General features: G+C 68.2%; 16 protein-coding genes. 2 read left to right on the forward strand and 14 right to left on the reverse strand.

The window, feature by feature from the left end:
* Positions 1-83: 83 nt before the first annotated feature.
* From NET02_RS07450 to NET02_RS07500, 11 genes are all read right to left on the reverse strand, one after another.
* Positions 84-1523, reverse strand: coding sequence for an aldehyde dehydrogenase family protein (locus NET02_RS07450; protein ID WP_284056755.1), 1440 nt, complete (start codon positions 1521-1523; stop codon positions 84-86).
* Between the two features lie 69 nt (positions 1524-1592).
* A complete protein-coding gene (locus tag NET02_RS07455; RefSeq protein ID WP_284056756.1) occupies positions 1593-3008 on the reverse strand; it encodes an aspartate ammonia-lyase in 1416 nt (471 codons plus the stop codon).
* 170 nt (positions 3009-3178) lie between these two features.
* Positions 3179-3610: a NuoI/complex I 23 kDa subunit family protein gene (locus NET02_RS07460; RefSeq protein ID WP_284056757.1), complete on the reverse strand. Its 432-nt coding sequence runs from the start codon at positions 3608-3610 to the stop codon at positions 3179-3181.
* A gap of 1 nt (position 3611) precedes the next feature.
* Positions 3612-6104 (reverse strand): molybdopterin-dependent oxidoreductase, encoded by a 2493-nt coding sequence (locus NET02_RS07465; RefSeq protein ID WP_284056758.1) that lies wholly within the window; start codon positions 6102-6104, stop codon positions 3612-3614.
* A 329-nt stretch (positions 6105-6433) separates the two neighbouring features.
* Entirely contained in the window at positions 6434-7018 is a 585-nt protein-coding gene (locus tag NET02_RS07470) for an HDIG domain-containing metalloprotein (protein WP_284056759.1), read from the reverse strand.
* Positions 7019-7231: 213 nt separating this feature from the next.
* Positions 7232-7918: a metal-dependent hydrolase gene (locus NET02_RS07475; protein ID WP_284056760.1), complete on the reverse strand. Its 687-nt coding sequence runs from the start codon at positions 7916-7918 to the stop codon at positions 7232-7234.
* Between the two features lie 30 nt (positions 7919-7948).
* Entirely contained in the window at positions 7949-9544 is a 1596-nt protein-coding gene (locus tag NET02_RS07480) for an amidohydrolase (RefSeq protein ID WP_284056761.1), read from the reverse strand.
* 62 nt (positions 9545-9606) lie between these two features.
* Complete coding sequence (locus tag NET02_RS07485; protein ID WP_284056762.1) at positions 9607-11217, reverse strand: amidohydrolase; 1611 nt, start codon at positions 11215-11217, stop codon at positions 9607-9609.
* 3 nt (positions 11218-11220) lie between these two features.
* The gene (locus NET02_RS07490; protein WP_284056763.1) at positions 11221-11625 is read right to left on the reverse strand and encodes a DUF4267 domain-containing protein; all 405 of its coding nucleotides are present in this window, start codon (positions 11623-11625) and stop codon (positions 11221-11223) included.
* A 114-nt stretch (positions 11626-11739) separates the two neighbouring features.
* Entirely contained in the window at positions 11740-12969 is a 1230-nt protein-coding gene (locus NET02_RS07495; RefSeq protein ID WP_284056764.1) for a C39 family peptidase, read from the reverse strand.
* Between the two features lie 139 nt (positions 12970-13108).
* A complete protein-coding gene (locus tag NET02_RS07500; RefSeq protein WP_284056765.1) occupies positions 13109-13981 on the reverse strand; it encodes a polysaccharide deacetylase family protein in 873 nt (290 codons plus the stop codon).
* Positions 13982-14552: 571 nt separating this feature from the next.
* Here NET02_RS07500 and NET02_RS07505 point away from each other — a divergent pair.
* Positions 14553-15059 (forward strand): DinB family protein, encoded by a 507-nt coding sequence (locus tag NET02_RS07505; RefSeq protein WP_284056766.1) that lies wholly within the window; start codon positions 14553-14555, stop codon positions 15057-15059.
* Positions 15060-15321: 262 nt separating this feature from the next.
* On the opposite strand, the gene NET02_RS07510 is transcribed toward NET02_RS07505, so the two are convergent.
* The 3 genes from NET02_RS07510 to NET02_RS07520 form a co-directional block, all read right to left on the reverse strand.
* Positions 15322-16500 (reverse strand): aminotransferase class V-fold PLP-dependent enzyme, encoded by a 1179-nt coding sequence (locus tag NET02_RS07510; RefSeq protein ID WP_284056767.1) that lies wholly within the window; start codon positions 16498-16500, stop codon positions 15322-15324.
* An 84-nt stretch (positions 16501-16584) separates the two neighbouring features.
* A complete protein-coding gene (locus tag NET02_RS07515) occupies positions 16585-17790 on the reverse strand; it encodes a trans-sulfuration enzyme family protein (RefSeq protein WP_284056768.1) in 1206 nt (401 codons plus the stop codon).
* A 186-nt stretch (positions 17791-17976) separates the two neighbouring features.
* On the reverse strand, positions 17977-18816 hold the full coding sequence (locus NET02_RS07520; protein WP_284056769.1) for an LLM class flavin-dependent oxidoreductase: 840 nt from the start codon (positions 18814-18816) through the stop codon (positions 17977-17979).
* 136 nt (positions 18817-18952) lie between these two features.
* On the opposite strand from NET02_RS07520, the gene NET02_RS07525 reads away from it, so the two are divergent.
* A complete protein-coding gene (locus NET02_RS07525) occupies positions 18953-19669 on the forward strand; it encodes an endonuclease III domain-containing protein (protein WP_430981076.1) in 717 nt (238 codons plus the stop codon).
* Positions 19670-19736: the final 67 nt, after the last annotated feature.

Raw genomic sequence — 19736 nt, forward strand, 5'->3', positions numbered from 1 at the left:
GAGATACTGGACTAGATGCGGACGCCCGGCGCGCGGGGTTCCGGGCGCCGGGCACGGACAGACCGAGCGAGTTCGGGCGCGAATCAGGCGAACGTGTCAGGCACGCGATTAAAGACGAGAAGGCGCGGCTCGGTCATGTCCTCGATCGCATAGCGCAGGCCCTCGCGGCTCAGCCCCGAGTCCTTGACGCCGCCGTAGGGCATGTGGTCGACCCGGAAGGTCGGAACGTCGTTGATGATCACGCCGCCGACTTCCAGCACTTCGAAGGCGCGCAGCGCGTGCTCCAGGCTCGAGGTGAAGACGCCCGCTTGCAGGCCATACACCGAGTCGTTGACCTCGGCCAGCGCCTCTTCGAAGTCGTCGAACGGCCACAAGTTCACGAGCGGCGCGAACGCCTCGCGGCTGCACACGAAGCTGGTCTTGGGCACGTCCACCAGCACCGTCGGCTGGAAGAAGCGCCCCTCGGCCTTCCCGCCGATCAGCATCTTCGCGCCCTCGGCGACCGCCGACTCCACCCAGTCCTGCGTGCGCCTGGCCGCCTTATCATCGATCATCGGGCCGAGGTCGGTTGACTCGTCCAGCGGATCGCCCATCTTCATCTGCCGGACTTCGGCCAGGAAGCGCTCGACGAACTCGTCCCAGCGCGAGCGGTGCACGTAGACGCGCTGCACCGAGATGCAGACTTGTCCGGCGTAGGCGAAGGCGCCCACGCGAATGCGAGGCACCGCCACGTCGAGGTTGGCCGTCCGGTCGACGACCACGCCCGCGTTGCCACCGAGCTCCAGCACCACCTTCTTCTTGCCGGCACGCGCCTTCAAGTCCCAGCCGACGTCGGGCGAGCCGGTGAACGTGAGCAGCTTGAAGCGGTCGTCGGTGACCAGCCGGTCGCCGACCTTGCGGTCCATCGGCATGATGCTGACTGCGCCCTTAGGTACGCCCGCCTCTTCCACGATCTCGGCGAAGGTGAGCATGGTCAAGGGATCGCGACTGGGCGGTTTGAGGACGATCGTGTTGCCCGAGGCGATGGCCGGGGCGATCTTGTGGAGCGCCAGATTGAGCGGGAAGTTGAACGGCGAGATACCGGCGATCGGGCCGATCGGGAAGCGGCGGGTGATCCCGAAGCGGCCCTGGGAGTACGGCATCAGGTCGAGCGGGATCGTCTCCCCGCCGATCCGCTTGGCCTCCTCGACCGCCGTCTGCAGCGTGAAGACTCCGCGGGCGGCCTCGACCCGCGCGTCACGGATGGGCTTGCCTGCCTCCATCGCGATCAGCCGGGCGATCTCCTCCTGCCGCTTGCGCAGGCCATCGGCCATGCGCTGCAAGATCTCGGCCCGCTCATAGCCCTGGAGCTTGCGCGTGACCTCGAAGGCCCGCTGCGCGGCGACGATCGCGTCTTCCAGATCCTGGTCGGTCGCGTTGTAGGTCACGCCGACTAGCTCGTCGTTGTACGGATTGCGGATCTCCAGGCGGTCGGACGAGGTGCGCCACTCACCGGCACAGTAGAAGGGGTATTCGCGCGCCATCGCTGGCCCTCCGTTCGTCTGGACGTGGGATGACAGGTCTCGCTGTCCCCGATGATAACCGATTCCCTCTCAGCAGCGGTTGGCGTCCGGATCCTGCGGTAACGCCATCCGGACGGGGTCGAGGATCTCGGCGGCTTCGGCTTCGCTCAGGATCCCCTCCTCAACGACCACCTCGCGCACGGTCTTGCCGGTCTCCCAGGCCTTCTTGGCAATCTCGGCAGCCCGGAGGTAGCCGATCTGGGGCGTGAGGATGGTTGCCAGCGCGATGCTCCCGTGGGCCAGCTCGCTGAGACGCCGCTCGTTCGCCTGGATGCCCTCGATGCAGCGCGTGCGGAACACGGTGAGCGCGTTGGCCAGGATGTCGTTCGCCCACAGCAGGTTGTAGACGATCAGCGGCGTCATCACGTTGAGGTCGAGCTGCCCCGCCTGGACTCCTAGCGAGACCGCGTGGTCGTAGCCGACGACCTGGAAGGCCACCATGTTGACCATCTCGGCAATCGAGGGGTTGACCTTGCCCGGCATGATCGAGGAGCCAGGCTGGACCGGCGGGAGGACGATCTCGCCCAGCCCGGCGCGTGGCCCCGAGCCGAGCAGCCGGATATCGTTGGCGATGCGGATCACCTCCAGCGCGGCGTTACGGATCGCGCCGGAGAGATGGGCGAAGTCGGCGTGGCTCTGGGTAATCTCGAACGTGTTGTGCGCCGGCCGCAGCTCGAAGCCGGTGATCGCGGACAGCTCGGCGGCCACCTGTGCCCGGTAGCCCGGAAATGCGTTGATCCCGGTGCCGAGGGCGGTTGCCCCCAGGTTCAGCTCGGTCAGCGCTCGCCGGGCCTCGGCGACGCGCTCGGCAGCCCGGCGCATCGCCGAGGCGTAGCCCGAGAACTCATCGCCCAGCCGGATCGGCACGGCGTCCTGGAGGTGCGTGCGGCCCGTCTTGGTCAGGTTGCCGAACTCCTGGGCCTTGCGGCAAAGCGCCTCGCCGAGGAGGCGCAGCGCCTCCACCAGGCGCGGGGTGGCCCGCAACAGGGCTAGCCGGCTAGCCGTCGGGATTACGTCGTTGCTCGACTGGCCGAGGTTGACGTGGTCGTTGGGGTGGACTGGCCGGTACTCGCCGCGCCGGCCGCCGAGGATCTCGTTGGCCCGGTTGGCGATCACCTCGTTGGCGTTCATGTTGTGGGAGGTACCGGCGCCGGCCTGGTAGGGGTCGACCACGAAGTGCTCGTGCCACTGCCCGTCGAGGATCTCCTGGGCTGCCTGCTCGATTGCCCGGGCCTGCTCAGCGGTGAGCCGGCCGTTCCGGTAGTTGACCCGCGCGGCCGCCAGCTTGACCTGGGCGGTCGCAACGATCAGGTCGGGGTGAGGCCGGAGCCCGCTGATCGGGAAGTTGGCCACTGCTCGCGCCGTCTGCGCGCCGTACAGCGCGTTGACCGGCACCGGTACCTCGCCCAGCGAGTCCCGCTCAATCCGCACATCCGCCACCTGCATCGCTCTTCCCCCTCCGCGTTTCGCTCAGCCCCGGTCTCTCAGCCACATCCCCCGATGGACGCTTGCGGGCGGGACGCCCTCGGCCCCTTGCCTTCGGGCCAGATGCAGACCAGCCGTTCCGTCCGGGGATCGGTCTCCTGCCACGGCGCGAGCAGCTCCCGCCGCGCGGCTCAGGCGGCATCCCACCAGGTGGGACGCTGGGAGCCGATGGCCGCCAGCTCGGTCTTGACGTAGATCAGCCCCTCGCGATCCATCACCGACTGCTCGTACTCGCCGCTCATGGTAATGGCGTCGACCGGGCACACCTGCGCGCAGAGACCGCAGAACATGCAGCGCCCGGCCCGCAGGATGAACTCGCCCAGCTCGCGGTCGCCCTCCTCGGAGGGCACGACGTGCATCTCGAGGCAGCTTGTGGGGCAGATGCGGGCGCAGAGACCACAGGCGACGCAGAGGGCCTCGCCGGTCTCGGGATCGGAGCGCAGCGCCGGCAGGCCTCGGAAACGGGGCGCCATCTGGCGCTTCTGCTCGGGGTACTGGATGGTCACCTTCGGCTTGAAGAGGTGGCGGAGGGTGACTAGGAAGCCCTTGATGTCGTCGAGCATCTCAGCGCTCCTCGTCCGTGCGGGTTGCCTGCTCGGCAATCACGAAGCGCACGCGCTCGCGGGAGAGCCCGTCGTCGAACTGCAGTGCGCTCTCGACCCCGCCGAACGCCTGCTCCATCCAGATGGCCCAGCCGCCGCCGGGGACGGTGGCACCGAGCCGCACGGCGCCCTCGGCCGGCCCGGCCAGCCCGCGTACCGGCCAAGTCAGCGGGCCGCGCTCCAGCCGCGGGAAGATGATGCCCCGGTAGATCGGCGTGAGGTGGGTGACCTCCTGGAGTACCAGCGACGGGTGGCTGAAGGCCAACTGGTAGCCCAGCCGGCGGGCGATCTCCTGGATCAGCCACCAGCTCGGTCGGGCATCCCCCGGCGGGTCGACTGCGAGCCGGAGGCGCTGTACGGTGCGGTCGGCGTTGGTGAAGGTGCCGTCTTTCTCCATGAACATCGCGGCGGGCAACACGATGTGCGCGCGTTCGGTGAGCGGGCTCGGGAAGCACTCTTCGACGACCAGGAACTCGAGCTTCTCGAGCGCCGAGAGCAGTCTCGGCTCGATCGGCGGCGCGAACTCGTGACTGGAGCCCGCCACGTACATCGCCTTTATCTGGCCGGCCTCGATCGCCTCGATCATCTGCTCCAGGCTCGAGCCGGGCGTGGCCGGCAAGGCCCGCAGCGGCTCGAAGCCGTCCACCACCGTAGCGCTCCAGCGCGGCAGCCAGGCCGCTTCGAGTTGCCGCCGGGCCTCGCGGTCGCTCACTGGCCGGTAGCCAGGCAGGAACGCTGGGTGGCACCCCATATCCAGCGTGCCCTGGGCGTTCGCCGGGCCGCGGAAGGCGATGACCCCCGCCCCTGGCCGCCCGGCGTTCCCGGTCAAGAGCGCCAGGTTGTTGAGCGCGACCGCAGCCGCGTAGACGTCCCCGTCCTGGTGAGCGAGCGTGTGGTAGATGACGCTGGGCGGGTATCCCTCGTCGCCCGGCGTCCCTGGAGTGCCGCGGCCGCCAGTGGCGTACAACAGTGCCGCGCGCCGGATCTTCTCGATGGGGATGCCCGTGGCTGACGCGACTCGTTCGGGCTCGTAGTCGCGCAGCGAGGCGACCCACTCCTGGAAGGTGGAGCTCTGGACAGCGGGCCGGGCCAGCCCCTCGTCGAGGATGACCCGCGCCATCGCGTTGATCACCGCTGCCTCGGTGCCCTCAGGTGGCCGGATCCAGACCTCGGCGCGGTGGCACAGCGGGTAATCGTCGCGGCTGATGACGACCGTCTTAGTCTCACGGTAGTTGCGCGACCAGTAGAGCCAGTAGCTGGCTACCGGCGCTCTATCGCCGATGCTCGGGCCCACCACCAGCGCGCAGGCCGAGTGGGTGAACATCTCCTGCACCGAGTTGGTGCTGACCGGAAGCCCGAAGGAGTCGAGCAGCGCCCGGTCGACCGCGCCCTGCGACCGTGTCGCCAGCCGGTCGATGTTGTTGGTGCCCATCACCGCGCGGGTGAAGAGCTGGAGCAGGTAGTTCTCCTCGTTGGTATTGTCCGGCGAGGCGAGGGCCGCGAAGCGGTCGCCCTGGTACCGGCGCAGCCGCTCAGCGACCAGGTCGAGCGCCTCGTCCAGCGGCACGGCGACGAGCTCGTCGCCTCGCCGCACCATGGCCGTCTCCAGCCGGTCGGGGTGCTGCACCTGCTCGTAGCCCCACTTGCCGCGGACGCAGGTGTAGCCGTAGTTGACGCCCCGCTCCCAAAGGTGGGTGACGCGCCGCACCAGGCCCCGGTTGTGCTCGACGTTCAGCGTGCAGCCCACGTCGCAGAACCCGCAGACCGTCTCGGTGGCGTCCAGCTCCCAGGGGTGATGCGCGAACTTGCGGTCGGTCAGCGCGCCGACCGGGCAGACCGCGATGCACATGCCGCAGGAGGTGCAGGTGGTATCGCGCAAGTCCATCCCGTAGGCCGTGCCGATCTCGGCTTCGAGCCCGCGCTTCAACACCTCGATAGCGGTGACGCCGATCACCTCGTCGCAGACGCGGGTGCAGCGGGAGCAGATGATGCAGCGCTCCCACTTGTAGTCGATGAGGTCGCTGAGGTGCTTGTACGGGCCCGCGATCTTGGGCCGCCGGTAAGGGTTGGCGTAGACGTTGTGGTAGTAGGTGTTGTCCTGCAGATAACACTCGCCCGACTTGTCGCAGGTGGGGCAGTCGAGGGCGTGGTCGACCAGGTACATCTGGAGCACGAACTTGCGCGACTCTTCGCAGGCCGGCGAGTCGGTCGAGATCTCCATGCCGTCGCGCACCTGCGCGGCGCAGGATTCGACCAGACCGCCGCGGCGCCCGAGGATCTCGACCGTGCAGATGCGGCAGGAGCCCCAGGGGCGAAGGAGCGGCTGGTAGCAGAGGTTGGGCACTTCGATGCCGACCATCCGGCACGCCTCGAGGATGGTCATCCCTTCGGGCACCGTGTACTGCTGCCCGTTGATCGTGACGGTCACCAGGCGTGCTGGGCTTCCTACAGCCATACGCTCGCGGTCCTCTCCGCAGCCGTCAACGCTGTCCTCGCGATCCCGCAACTTCGATGCGGTCCACAAATTTGAAGCGTCACGACGATCCGGCTGCACCCGCTGGATTGATCAGAGGTCACTCGCTCAGCCAATGAGCGGGCGACCGAACCACGGAGCCCGCCGGCCGTTGCGAGGCGCGCACCGCTCGGCTCTCATCCTGGCTGATCTTACCACATATTTGCGCACAGCTTCACAAACTGTGCGCATGGCACCGATGTAGTTGAGCGTCAGGGTGTGACGAGCGCAGATGAGCCCGGGAGACCTCGGCCGCGACGTGGCAGTGCTGCTCAGGCCTGCACCGGCTGGCGTTCCAGGCCGAGCTCGCTCGCGATCTCCTTCATCGCATCGAGCACGGTTTGGATGTGCTCGTCGAGCGGGACGCCGAGCGCGGCCGCCGCCGCCTCGATCTCGGCTCGATCGACGGCCGCGGCGAACTCCTTCTGCTTCCACTTCTTCTTGACGCTGCGCACCTCGACATCGAGGATGCTCTTGGTCGGCCGCACGAGCGCGACTGCCACCAGGAAGCCGGTCAGCTCGTCGACGGCCACGAGCGCGCGCTCCATCAGGCTCTCGGGGTGGATACCGGTGACCTCCGGGGCGTGGCTGAGGATAGCGCGGATCACCTCCTCGGGGTAGCCGCGCTCGCGCAGGATGCGCGAGCCCACGACCGGGTGCCCTTCGACGCTGATGTTCGGGTAGCGCTCGTAGTCGAAGTCGTGGAGCAGGCCGACCAGCCCCCAGAGCTCTGGATCTTCGCCGAACCGCCTGGCATAGGCGACCATCGCCGCCTCGACCGCCAGCATGTGGCGGATCAGGTGCGGCTGCGTGGTGTACTCGGTGACGAGCGCCCAGGCTTCATGACGGCTCGGCATGCTCCAGTTCCTCCTTCGCGGTCTCGGTCTTGCATGGGCGGTCGGATAAGGCGACCGGCAGCCCAGTGACATATCGTACCCGCTCCCGCGGCCCCGCGTCAGCGCTGCCGGGCATCGACGGCATCGTGGCCGGCTGCGGTGAGCGAGCCGGCACTGCCCTGGGACAGGCCGCGCGGTCTGCCCCAGGGCAGCCAGCAAATCCCACTGCTCGTCTCACTCCAGGACGAACTGCTCTCCAGGCTGGAGCACGACGCAGCGCGCGCTGGTCGTAGCCTCGACCTCGCGCTTGAACGCCTGGGGATCCTGCTGGATCGGCGGGAAGGTGTTGTAGTGGCAGGGGATCACCACGCCGGGCTTGAGCAGCTTGACCGCCTTCACGGCGTCGGCCGGGCCCATGGTGTAGAAGTCGCCGATCGGCACGACGGCCAAGTCGAGTCCCTCCTCGCCGATCAGAGCCATATCGCCGAAGAGGCACGTATCGCCAGCGAAGTACATGGTCTTGCCGCCGAACCGCACGACCAGACCGGCCGGCACGCCCGGGGCGAGGAACCGCTCGGTGTGACTCGAGGTGTGCCAGGCGGGGACGAGCTTCACGCTCCCGCCGTCGAAGGCGACCGTGCCGCCGTGGTTGGCGGCGATGGTCTGCGCGCCCTGCTGGGCCAGGTAGGTGCCGAGCTCGAACGTGGCGACGATCGGTGCTCCGGTGCGCTTGGAGATGGCGACCGAGTCACCCACGTGGTCGTCGTGGGCATGCGTGAGCAGGATGGCTACCGGGTCGAAGTCCTCAGGCTTGGCGGTCGCCGTCGGGTTTCCGGTCAGGAAGGGGTCGATCAGCACCTGCTTGCCTCCGGCCTCGAGCGCGAAGGCCGCATGCCCCAGGTAGCGAACCGTGACTGCCATGCTGCACCTCCCTCCACGTCATGGGCCGTCCTACGCTTCGTAGACAACCTTGCCGTCGATCATCGTCAGCTCGTTCCGGATCGCATGCAATTCTTCCGGGGCGACTTCACGGGGGTCGCGGTCGATGACGATCAGGTCGGCGAGCTTGCCCGGCGTGATCGAGCCCTTGATCCGCTCCTCGAAGGAGCCGTAGGCCCCGTTGACCGTGAACATCCGCAGCGCCTCGTCGACACTCACGCCCTGCTCCGGCCCCATGCGCTGGCCGTCCTGCGTCAGTCTGGTCACCGCCGACCGGATGTTGACCCAGGGATGGGCTGGCACGACCGGCGTGTCGGAGCTACCGATCGCCACGATGCCCCGGTCGAGCCAGGCCCGGCAGGGGTACGATAGCGCGAGCTGGTCCTCGGTGAAGTTGCGCAGGTAGGAGTCGCCGAGATAGTAGACGAACGACGGCTGGGGCACGGCCAGCACGTTGAGTCGCTGCATCCGGTCGAGAAGGTCGGGCCGCAGGAGCCCGCAGTGCTCGATGCGCCACCGCGGGTCGGGCTGGGGATACGCGGCGAGCGCGCGCTCGTAGGCGGTCAGGATCATCTCGATGGCGCGGTCGCCGATGGCGTGCGCCGCTCCCTGGCAGCCGAGCCTGGCCACGCGCAGGAAGGCCTCGTCGAGCTGCTCCTGCGAGTAGACAGCGATGCCGTAGTTGTCGGGCTCGCCGGGGTAGGGGACGCTCATCAGCGCCGTGCGGCCGCCGCCGCTTCCGTCCTGGAGCAACTTCAGCGGGCCGATCCTGAGCCACTCGTCGCCTAGTCCGGTGCGCAGGCCCAGCCGCTCGATCGGCTCCAGCGTGTCGTCGATCAGCATCATCAGGTAGGTGCGGACGGGCAACGTCTCCTCGCGCCGCAACTCCTGGTAGGCTCGCAGTTCCTCAGGCTTGCTGATGCCGGCTTCGGCCACGCTGGTGATGCCCATCGCCAGGAACTGCTTGCCGGCGGCCACCAGCGCACGCTTGATGTCCTCGACAGTGGGCTCCGGGATGAGCCGGCGCACCAGCTCCTGGGCGCGTTCCTGGAGCAGGCCGGTCGGCTCGCCGTGCTCGTCGCGCACGATCCGGCCGCCCTCGGGGTCGGGCGTGTCGCGGGTGATGCCGGCGAGCTGGAGCGCCTTGCTGTTGACCACGCTCATGTGGCCGCAGGTACGGGTGAGGATGGCCGGGTGATCGCCGGTCACCGGGTCGAGATCCCAGCGGGTAGGGTGGCGCCGCACGTCGAGCCGGGTGTCGTCGTAACCGCGTCCACGGAGCCAGGCGCCGGGGGCCGCGCTGCTGGCGGCCTGGCGAAACCGCTCCAAGATGTCGGCCAGCTTGGCGGCCACCGAGGGCGAGGCCTCGACCGCTTCCAGCGCGAAGCCATAGCCCATCGGGTGACAGTGGTTGTCGTTCAGGCCGGGCAAGACCGTCTTGCCGCCTAGGTCGATGACCCGCGTCGCTGGGCCAGCCTCGTCTCGAACGGCGTCGTTGTCTCCCACCAGGAGTATGCGGCCTCGCCAGACGGCGATCGCTTGTGCCCGCGGCCGCGCCGGGTCCATGGTCAAGACATTGCCGTTGATCAGCACGACGTCGGCGGCCAACGCTCCCTCCCTTCGCTCAGAAGCCTCCGCCGGTATCCTACCGCAGCCCGGAGCGAGGGGTGCTAGCGAGCTCCGGGCCGCTGGTAGACGATTTCCCCTTCGACGACGGTGAAGTCGACGCGCACCGAGCCCAGCGCCTCCGGCTCGACCGCGCGCAGGTCGGTCTCCAGGACGGTCAAATCGGCCAGCTTGCCCGGCTCGATCGTCCCCTTGACGCGCTCCTCGAAGGTGGCATACGCGCCGTTATAGGTGTAGGCGCGCACCGCCTCCTCGAGCGAGACGCACTCCTCCGGCCAGAGCACGTGGCCGGCCGCGTTGCGGCGCGTAACCATCGTCTGGATGCCGAGCATGGCGCTGGTGGCGCAGACAGGCGCGTCGGTGCTGGCCGCCGCGATGATGCCGCGGTCGAAGAACGTACGCATGGCGTAGGCGTAGCGGAGGCGCTCACGGCCCAGACCAGTGAGATACGCTTCCTGGAAGTCGTGGAGGAAAGTCGTGCCCGGGATCGGGACGACGCCGAGCCGCTGGATGCGCTCGATCAGGTCGGGCCGCAGGATACTGCAGTGCTCGATGCGGTGGCGGTGGTCGGTGCGCGGGTGCTGGCGCAACGCCTCCTCGTAGATGTCGAGCAGCAGCTCGATGGCCGCATCGCCAATCGCGTGGGCGCAGCACTGGAAGCCCGCCCGGTGGGCCGCGAGGAGCTTCTGCTTCATAACCTCCGGCTCTTCCATCCAGAGGCCGCAGGTCTCCGGCTCGCCGAGATATGGCTGCGACATGCGCGCGGTGCGCCCACCGATGCTGCCGTCGAGGAACAGCTTGGCCGGGCCGATGCGAAGCCACTCGTCGCCCAGGCCGGTCTGGACGCCGAGCTCGAGTAGTGGCTCCAGCGTCTCGCCGATCATCATCATCAGCGTGGTACGGACGGGCAGCCTGCGCTCGCGAGCCAGCCGCTGGTACGCTCCTAGCTCTTCCGGCTTGCGGATCCCAGCCTCAGCCACGCTGGTGACGCCGTCGCTGAGGAACTGACGACCAGCGAGTACGAGCGCCTCGGCGATCTGGTCTTCGCTGGGCTCCGGCACTCGCTGGCGCACCATCTGGAGCGCGGTCTCGCGGACGACGCCGGTCGGCTCGCCGTGCTCGTCGCGGTCGATCGTGCCGCCGGGCGGGTCGGGAGTGGTGGCGGTGATGCCGGCGAGGGCGAGCGCCCGGCTGTTGGCCACGCCGATGTGCGCGCAGGCGCGGATCAGGACGACGTTGTGCTCTGGCGCTGCCTGGTCGAGGTCGTGGCGGGTGGGATGCCGGCTCTCGCGGAGGCGGGCCTGGTCGTAGCCGCGGGCCACGATCCAGGTGCCGGGCGGCTGCTGGCGGGCGCGCTCGGCGATGCGCTGCACGACGTCGGCGATCGACTCGTTCGGCGGGGTGCGCGCGTCCACTTCCTGCAAGCCCAAGCCGACCGAGATCGGGTGGCAGTGGGCGTCGTTGAAGCCGGGCGTGACGGTGCGCCCACGCAGGTCGACTACTTCGATCCCCGGGCGGCGCCAGCTCAGAACCTCGGCGTCGGAACCGACCGCCGCGACGCGCCCGTGCCAGACGGCAATGCCGGTGGATGGCCGGCTCTCGCCGAGCCGCCCGGTCATCACGTGGCCGTTGACGAGGATCAGATCGCCAGGCATCGGTCACTCCCTCTCCTGCATCGACACACGCAACAGATACGTGCCCAGCGCGAGCACGACCGGAATCGCGGCGAGGTGGGTGAGAACGGCCCACCAGACGTCGCTCCCAGGCGTCGTCACCACGATGAGGAAGTCGGCTGCTGGGATAAACGCAGAGGCGAGCAGCAGGATTCCCACTTCTCGATAGGCGCGCAGCAGTGCGAGCAGCGCGAGGACAATCCCAGCGTACAGCTCGCGCACGCCGGCGACGTAGTGGAAGGTGTAGCGCGCACCACCCTCAGCCCGAAGGCCGTACAGCCGCTCCGCGAGGCCAGGGTCGACGAGCAGCAGGATGCCGACGCCGCAGAGCGCCATGCCGAACGCGAACGCCACCCAGACCACGCGGTGCCTTGTCGCTGGTGCCTGCATCGTGCCTCCGCGACCACGCCGCGCCCAGCATAGCGGTTGAGCCGGTCGCGTCAAGCCTGGTCGAGGTAGGCACTGGCCAGGTTGATGGGGCGGATTGCGGGGTCGGCGGGCACGCTAGGGCGCTGCTCCCAGCCGCGCCAGCGCCTCGCGGGCCACGGACAGGTTGGCATCGTCCCGAAGAGCGCGGCGGTACTCGGCGATAGCGGCGTCGAGGTTGCCCATCGCCTCGAAGGCCCGGCCGCGCTCGTAGCGCATCTCGCCGAAGGTGCCAGCGGTCGCGATCTGAGCGGTCGCGAGTTCGAGCGCGCGCTGGTGGTTGCCGATGTTGTTGTAGGCCGCGACCGGCCAGAACTGGTACCAGAGCATCTTGGGCGGCAGGCCGATGGCCTCGGCGCGCTCGTAGGCCTGGACGGCAGCCTGATAGTCGCCGAGCAGGAAGTAGCTGGTGCCGATCGAGAACCAGACGTAGGCGTCCTCGGGCCGCTCCTCAGCCAGCCGCTGGAACAGCGCGAGCGCGCGCTGGTAGTTGCGCTGAGGGTCGGCGTCCTCGCCCAGGATCGCGAGCACTCGCGGCTCGTCCTCCGGCCGGTAGACGGGCAGGTAGCGGTAGTTGAACGCCCGCCAGAGCTCCTCGAACTCGTCGTATGGGATCAGAACGTCGGGGCCGAGCATCGAGTCGTTGACGATGAGTCCGCCGCGGTTATCGTCGTAGCCGCGTACGACGCGGTAGTGGCCGATTGCGTCGGGCTTGTGGTCGAGCCACTGCGGGGTGATGACCGGGAAACCGGCGGCGACGAGCCGCTTGACGACCTCGATCGACCCGCCCTCGACGATCCGCGTCTGTAACCCGTACTGTGGGAAAAAGGCGACGAGCTGAGGCGGTTCGACGTGCTTGTCGTCGGAGTTGGGACGGAAGATCGGTCCGAGCTGCTGCTGCGTCATAGTGATGCCGTAGTAGCTCAACACCATGGATGTCGAGACCGCCGCACAGTTGTTCCAGGTCTGGTAGGCGTGCGTCATCGGCTCGAGATAGGCCGAGGGTGGCAATGGTTCCGGCGTCGGGGTCGGCGTCGGTGTGGGTTCGGTGGTTGGGGTCGGTTCGGGTGTCGGCGCAACTGTGGGACTGGGCTGGGGCGAGGGCGTCGGCGTCGCTGCCTCTTGCGGCGTGGGGGTAGAGCTCTCAGGGGTCGCAACGACCGCTTCGGCCGTGACGGTGGGCGCCTCCGGCACGGCACCCGCGCTAGGGTTGGTGCCGCAGGCACTCAATGCCAGCGCCATGACCATAAGGCCGGAGCCGATCAGCGTTCCAGCCTGCATCGCCCGGGTCCGCTTGCTTGTGGTCATCGGGGCACTCCACTCACCGAAGTCGACCGTGCGGCAGATAGCTCACCTTCCTTGCGAAACGGAAGGTGGCTGTTCCGGAGGCAGGGCAAGTGTACGTCACGTGACCCCCTCGGTGACAAATCGATGTGAGTGGGCGGCGTCAGCTCGGGTTCTCTTCCGCGAGGTCGCGCTCGCGCTCCTGCCACCAGAGCGCCACGTGGTCGGCGCGGGCAATCCAGACGTCTCCGAGAGCGATAGCGTAGTCCAGGAGCTGGGTGAGCGCCCGCGAGGGACCGGGCCGGCCACCCACCCACGGGTGTAGCGTCAGGCACATCAGCTTGCCCTCGGCACGCAGCACATCCAGGTCGTCGCGCCACAGCTCGAACGCGTGACGCGGCGGCATCACCCAGTCCACGAAGAAGCTGTAGTCGTCCCACAGTCTAGACGGTGGCAACTGGATCACCGGCGGGAGTTCGGGGTGGGGCCGCATCGCGACAGGCAGGTCGCCAGCCGCGATATCCATGTTCCAGCGGAAGCCCAGTTCTTGGAGGAGCGGCACCGTGTGCTCGTTGAAGCGCCAGAAAGGCGACTTGTGTCCCACCGGCGTCGAGCCGGTGATGCTCGCGAGCACGTCGCGCGTGCGGATCAAGTCCTCGCGCTGCTCTTCACGTGACATCGATGCATAGGTGCGGTGATCCCAGCCGTGCGTGGCAATCTCGTGGCCCGCCCGGTGGGCAGCCAGGACTGCGTCGGGCCGGTCTTCAGCGGCCCGCCCGACCCAGCAGAAGGTGCCTTGGACGTCGTAGTCGGCCATGATCTCGAGCAGGCGCCAGACGCCTGCCTCCAGGTCGTAACGCGCCTGGGCGCGCCAGTACCAGTCGTCCGCGCCGTGGTGGGCGATGACGCCGTACTCGCCGTCGACATCGATCGAGACGATCAGCGCTGCTCGGTGGCCAGCCGGCCACACCGGTGGCTGGGGGCGGCGCTGTCCTTGGTCGCTCGGCATGCTGTCCCCGTCTCTCGGCGTCTGCATCGTCTGCCTGGTGATCCTCGCAGGAGGCTGCGATTAGCCGTCCGTGCGAGCCCATTCTACCCCCTGGGCGCTGCTCAGTCGTTCGCACTGCTGACCTTAGCGGCCGAGGCTGCTGGATCGTCCGCGAGTGCCCAGTGTCCCGAGGGACGGGGAGCCGGCGCCGACGAGCAAGCCGAAGTCGTACCAGTTCCCGGTGCGGACGGCGTCGTAGACTGGCTGCGCGCTCCAGGCCCCGAAGACGTGGGCGATGAGCACGATCCAGGCCGTCGGGCCGTTCCAGAAGCCCCAGACTAGATCTTGCCGCTACATGGCCGGCTCTCCTCTCACGCTGCACCGGTCTAGCGGAAGAGCGGGACAGGCCTCGGGACGACTCCAGCGTAGGGATGCAATCGATCAGACGCGACGACGCCACGCGCGCGGCGGCTCGTCCTCACCTCGGCATCGCGTTCGCCGTGCAACAGGACGGACGACGGTGCCCGCGCCAGCGCGGGTGACCGGTTCAGGGTATACTCCTCACCCTCCGGGTCGGGTTGTTCACCAGCCGGTTGCTGGCATCCGAGAGGGGGAGAGCGTGAACGACGGACTGGTCGACGCCTTTCGCCATCACACCTGGGCAACGCGTGAGCTGATCCGTATCTGCCGGGGGTTGACCGAGGAGCAATTGAGTGCGACGACTATCGGAATGTACGGCAGCATCATCGATACCCTGCGGCACATCGTGTCGTCCGATGCCAGTTACCTCGTCCGCCTGACCGGCGTGGAGCCGAGCTGGGATCGCCGCGCTGCTGAGCGGCCAGATCTCGACACGCTGGCGGAGCGCACCGAGGAACTCGCCGCTCGCTGGGAACGCTTCCTGGCCGAGCCGTTCGACGCCGAGCGGGTCCTGGTGATCCGCTGGCCCGACGGTACCGACTACAAGGTGCCTGCTGGTGTCGTGCTGGCCCAGGCACTGCACCACGGCAGCGAGCACCGTGGGCAGATTTGTGCCATCCTGACATCGATCGGCGTGACGCCGCCGGAGTTGGGCGTGTGGGAGTTCGCCGAGGCGACTGGACGGGTCCAGCCACGCCAGGCCTAGCGCGAGGGTCTTCCGGGCGATCCCGGACAGACGCGGCGCGAGCGCAGCGCGGTGATCTCCCAGAGGTGAGCGGACGCTCCAGTGCGCGGCTTCGTGCGTGGCAGGCTGGCTAAGGGGGAGAATCGAGCCTTCCAGCGATGCTGTTCCCGGTCTGACAGCGCGAGGGCATCCTCGCCTCGTGCGCGACCCCAACGTTCTGGGACAACTCGCGGAGTGGGGGGAGGCGAGCGCTCCCCCCATCACCACCGACGGCCCGACGCACTCACAGCTCCCGGCAGATCTCGGCGATCGCCTGTACCAGGCGATCGATGTCCTCCTCGTTGTTGTAGAAGCCGGCGGAGAGCCGCGCGCACGGCGGATGCGGGATCGAGCGGATGATGATGTTGCGCTCCCAGAGCTTCTGGACGAGGGTCGGAGGGTCGATCCTCTCGACGGTGAAGCTCACCAGGCCGGCCATCCGATCGCGGGGAGTGAGCACGGTAACGCCGCGCAGCTCGCTGAGCGATTGCCAGGCGTACTGCCCTAGCTCCGCGATGCGGCGGTAGGCCCACTCGTAGCCGACGAACTCGCGGATCCAGGCCAGGCTCGCCGCCTGGCCGGCGATCGCTGGCAGGTTGACGCCACCAGCCTCGAACCGCTCGGCAGTCGCCTTCGGCAGCAGGTAGCCGCCAGTGATCTCCAGCCCGCCCATCGCCAGCGATGCATAGCCGACCACGGTCAAGTTCAGCACGTCCATCGCCGCGTCGGAGACGTAGACCGCCCCGGTTCCCTCGGGCCCGCAGAGCCACTTCTGGCCGGGGATGGCGTAGACGTCGACTCCGAGCGCGGTCACGTCCACCGGGATCGAGCCGGCTGACTGGGCTCCGTCGACAGCCACCAGGATCCCCTCGCGGTGCGCTAGGTCGACCACCTCCTCCAACGGGAGTACTGCCCCGGTGTTCCAGGTTAGGTGGGAGAGGACGACCATGCGGGTTCGCCGGGTCAGCAGGCGCGCGATTGCGTCGGCCACGTCTCCCGAGCCGTCACCCAACCGCGCCGTTCGGACGACCACGCCGTAGCGGCGGGCGACGTTGAAGACCGGGCCCTGGCCGCCCGGGTGCTCCATGTCGGTGGTGACGATCTCGTCGCCCGGCTGCCAGTTGAGCCCCATCACCGCCAGATTCATGCCGTCGGTGGTGTGGCGGGTGAGGGCGATGTTGCGGGCGTTGCAGCCGAGCAGGCGAGCGACCTCTTCACGGGCCTGCTGCTTGATCTCTACCGTCCTCGGGTAGCGCTCGGGAACGATCCGGCCGTCGGCGAGCTCTTCCTCCTGCATGGCCCGCATCGCCTCGACTGCGACCAGGGGAAGGGGGCCGTAGGTGCCGGTATTGAGGTAGACGTGCCGGGTGACCGCCGGCATCGCCTCTCGGATCTCCGCCACCTTGCTCGCCGTTCCCGCCATCGCTTCGCCCTCCTCACGCAGCCCGAACTCCAGCGCCCTGCTGATAGCACGGCTCTGCGAGGTCGTCAAGCGGAGCGCGGCCGTTCACACCTGTGCGAGGGCCTGCTCGAGATCGGCGATGATGTCGTCGGGGTCCTCGATGCCGACCGAGATACGCACCAGCCCCTCGCCGATGCCGATCGCTTGCCGCTGCTCGGGCGAGAGACCGCGGTGCGAGGCCATTACCGGGTACAGCACCTCGGTATAGACGTCCCCCAGCGTGGTCGCCGGCACGATCAGTCGGAGCCCCCGGAGAAACCGGAAGACGCGCTCCCGGGTGCCGTCGCGGATGTCGAAGGCGACCATCGCGCCGTAGAGGCCGTTAGGGAAGAGTTCCCGCGCGGTGCGATGACTCTCGTGGATCTCCAACCCAGGGTAGTAGACCCGCTCGACCGCCGGATGCTCCGCCAGCCACCTGGCGACGCGGGCGGCGTTCTCGCACTGCCGCTGCATCCGTAGTGGCAGGGTCTTGATGCCGCGCAGGATCAGCCAGGACTCGAAGGGCCCGAGGATGCTTCCGATCGCCTTGTTGATCTCGTTGAGCTCCCAGCGGCGATCGGCGGTGGTGGCGACCACGCCTCCGGTGACGTCACCGTGCCCGCCCAGGTACTTGGTGGCGCTGTGAATCACGTAGTCGGCGCCAAGCGTACCGGGACGCAGGAGGTACGGCGTGGCGAAGGTGTTGTCCACGGCCAGCCGGGCACCGTAGCGATGCGCGAGCTCCGCCAGCGCCGGGATGTCCGTCACCCGGAGCAGCGGGTTGGAGATGGTCTCGCAGAGCACCAGCCGGACGCGGCCACGGGCCAGCGCGTGCTCCACCTGGTCGAGATCGAGCGCGTCGACGAAGGTCGTCTCGACACCCAGGCTGCTGTAGATAGCATTGAGCAGCGTGATGGTCTGGCCGTAGAGGTCGCGCGAGGCGACGACCCGGTCGCCGGCCTCAACGCTCGCCAAGATCGTGACGTTGAGCGCCGCCATGCCCGAGCCGAGGGCCAGGGCCGCCTCTTGCTCCTCCAGCGAGGCGACCGCAGTCTCGAGCGCCTGGGTGGTCGGGTTGCCGTAGCGGGTATACACGAACACGCCCTCTGCCCCGCCGAGCGCGGCGTCCATCTGGTCGAGGTCCTCGTAGATGAAGGTGGATCCAGGGTAGATCGGGGTAACGACGGGGACGAAGTCGCGCGGGCCTGGCCGCTCACCGGCGTGGACAGCCCGGCTGGCGAGCTTCAAGTGCTGGCGGCGCGTGTCTGCCACGTTCCTCTCCTCCCTGCTACGAGCCACTCGACTGCGGCGACGCGCTGCGCCCTGGTTCGCTGTGCGGATCGCTGGACGGCGGTCTGCATCGGTTGAAGCATACGACCGCGGCGTGGCGTTGCCTATGGCTGGAGGCAGCCGCGCCGGATCGCGGGGTGTCACACGTGCGGTTTCACAACCCCTCACTCAGTCGATGCGGGGCGGGCCCTGGCGGATGCGGCGGAGCAGGTCAGGCGGCTCGTTGGGAGGCAACCACCGCGACTCGATCCACCACGTCGCGCCCGCCTCGGCGAAGGGCCGGACGATGCTCGCTGCCTGTGCCGGGTCGTCGCCCGGCGACATGCCCTCATGAATGATCTCGAACGGACTCTGCTGGCCACGGCGCGCCTCGACGTAGTTCCGTATCGCGCGGATCGTCTCCGGGGTCACACCGGGCAATCCTTCCGGGGTAGCGCCGATCGCGGCAGCCAGCAGCCCGTCGTAGCGTAGCGCGCGGTCCATCGAGCGGCGACTCGGCCAGGCGCCTACGACCCAGATCGGAATCCGCGGGCGCTGCACCGGCTGAGGCAGGAAGGTCATCTCAGTGAAGCGATAGAACTCACCCTGGTAGGCAAACGGCTTCCCGCTCCACAGGCCAACCAAGATCTCGAGGCTCTCGTCCAACATACGCGCTCTTACCCGCCGATCGGTTGGCTCGCCGACCTTCGAGAAGCCGCCGTCGTCGAGCGCGCCGAGGCCGACCGCCAGCACCAGCCGGCCACCTGAGAGGTGATCGAGCGTCAACGTCTCGCGCGCGAGCTTCCACGGGCGCCGGCGGGCCGGTGGGGTAACAATCGCGCCGATCCGTACCTGCTCGGTCTTCATTGCCATGGCAGCCATCACGACCCAGGGATCGTATGTCTCGAAGTCGCCGATGTAGATGCCGTCCCAGTAGAAAACGCCGTCCCATCCGGCCAGCTCCGCCTCACTTGCTAGCTCGGCGATTGTCAGCGGATCGCCCGTCGGGATCAGGAAGCCGTACTTCACGCGACGCTCCTTCCTGTCTGGGAGCACAACGCGGGCGAGGGAGAACTGACGATCCTGCAAGTGTACCGACGGAGTCCGGCTCGTGCCTGCGATCATCTATACTGACAACTGGCATCTCTTCACTGGCAGCCGGCATATGCCATCGCCGGGCAATCGAGAGCCAGGCATCGCGAGGCGCACTGTGTCGGCGACCAAGCGACCGTTCGATATCGACGAGGCGATGAGCCGCATCCGAGAAGCGGTGCGGCCGTTTCCCCCGGCGGCGCTTTTCCAGCTTGCCGAGGAGGGTTTCGACAGCCCCTTCGAAGTGCTGGTCGCCTGCATGATCTCGATACGTACCTTCGACGAAGTCACGGTGCCGACGGCCCGGCGCTTCTTTAGCCGGGCGCGCACGGCGCGAGACGTGGCCCATCTGACTCCGGCCGAAATCAACCAGTTGATCCTCACGACGACCTTCCACGAGCCGAAGGCGCGACAGATCCATGCCATTGCCCGCCGGCTGGCCGCCGACTATGACGGTGAGCTGCCCTGCGACGAGCGGCTCCTGCGCTCGTTGCCTGGCGTCGGTCCCAAGTGCGCTAACCTCGTACTCGGAATCGCCTGCGGTATTCCGCGGATTGCGGTGGACGTCCATGTCCACCGGGTCACGAACCGCTGGGGCTATGTGCGCACCCGAACGCCCGAGCAGACCATGACGGCGCTGGAGGAAAAGCTGCCGAAGCGATACTGGGTCGAGATCAACCGGCTGCTGGTGCCTTTCGGCAAGCATGTGTGTGCCGGGCGAGCTCCTCGCTGCTCGGTCTGCGTCGTGCTCGATATGTGCCAGCAGGTGGGGGTGACAACTCATCGCTGAGCGATTGCGGCCGGCGCCATGCGGCGGTGTCACTCGCCGTAACTCGCGTATCCCTGCTCCCCACTGA

The sequence above is a fragment of the Thermalbibacter longus genome (genome assembly GCF_023806485.1).
GTDB lineage: Bacteria > Chloroflexota > Chloroflexia > Thermomicrobiales > Thermomicrobiaceae > Thermalbibacter > Thermalbibacter longus.

Excerpts from the sequence above, each read along its gene's own strand:
- NET02_RS07460 (WP_284056757.1), bottom strand. The coding sequence starts at position 3,610 with ATGCTCGACGACATCAAGGGCTTCCTAGTCACCCTCCGCCACCTCTTC.
- NET02_RS07485 (WP_284056762.1), bottom strand. The coding sequence starts at position 11,217 with ATGCCTGGCGATCTGATCCTCGTCAACGGCCACGTGATGACCGGGCGG.
- NET02_RS07470 (WP_284056759.1), bottom strand. The coding sequence starts at position 7,018 with ATGCCGAGCCGTCATGAAGCCTGGGCGCTCGTCACCGAGTACACCACG.
- NET02_RS07450 (WP_284056755.1), bottom strand. The coding sequence starts at position 1,523 with ATGGCGCGCGAATACCCCTTCTACTGTGCCGGTGAGTGGCGCACCTCG.
- NET02_RS07455 (WP_284056756.1), bottom strand. The coding sequence starts at position 3,008 with ATGCAGGTGGCGGATGTGCGGATTGAGCGGGACTCGCTGGGCGAGGTA.
- NET02_RS07510 (WP_284056767.1), bottom strand. The coding sequence starts at position 16,500 with ATGGCGGGAACGGCGAGCAAGGTGGCGGAGATCCGAGAGGCGATGCCG.
- NET02_RS07500 (WP_284056765.1), bottom strand. The coding sequence starts at position 13,981 with ATGCAGACGCCGAGAGACGGGGACAGCATGCCGAGCGACCAAGGACAG.
- NET02_RS07490 (WP_284056763.1), bottom strand. The coding sequence starts at position 11,625 with ATGCAGGCACCAGCGACAAGGCACCGCGTGGTCTGGGTGGCGTTCGCG.
- NET02_RS07475 (WP_284056760.1), bottom strand. The coding sequence starts at position 7,918 with ATGGCAGTCACGGTTCGCTACCTGGGGCATGCGGCCTTCGCGCTCGAG.
- NET02_RS07525 (WP_430981076.1), top strand. The coding sequence starts at position 18,953 with ATGCCATCGCCGGGCAATCGAGAGCCAGGCATCGCGAGGCGCACTGTG.
- NET02_RS07495 (WP_284056764.1), bottom strand. The coding sequence starts at position 12,969 with ATGACCACAAGCAAGCGGACCCGGGCGATGCAGGCTGGAACGCTGATC.
- NET02_RS07465 (WP_284056758.1), bottom strand. The coding sequence starts at position 6,104 with ATGGCTGTAGGAAGCCCAGCACGCCTGGTGACCGTCACGATCAACGGG.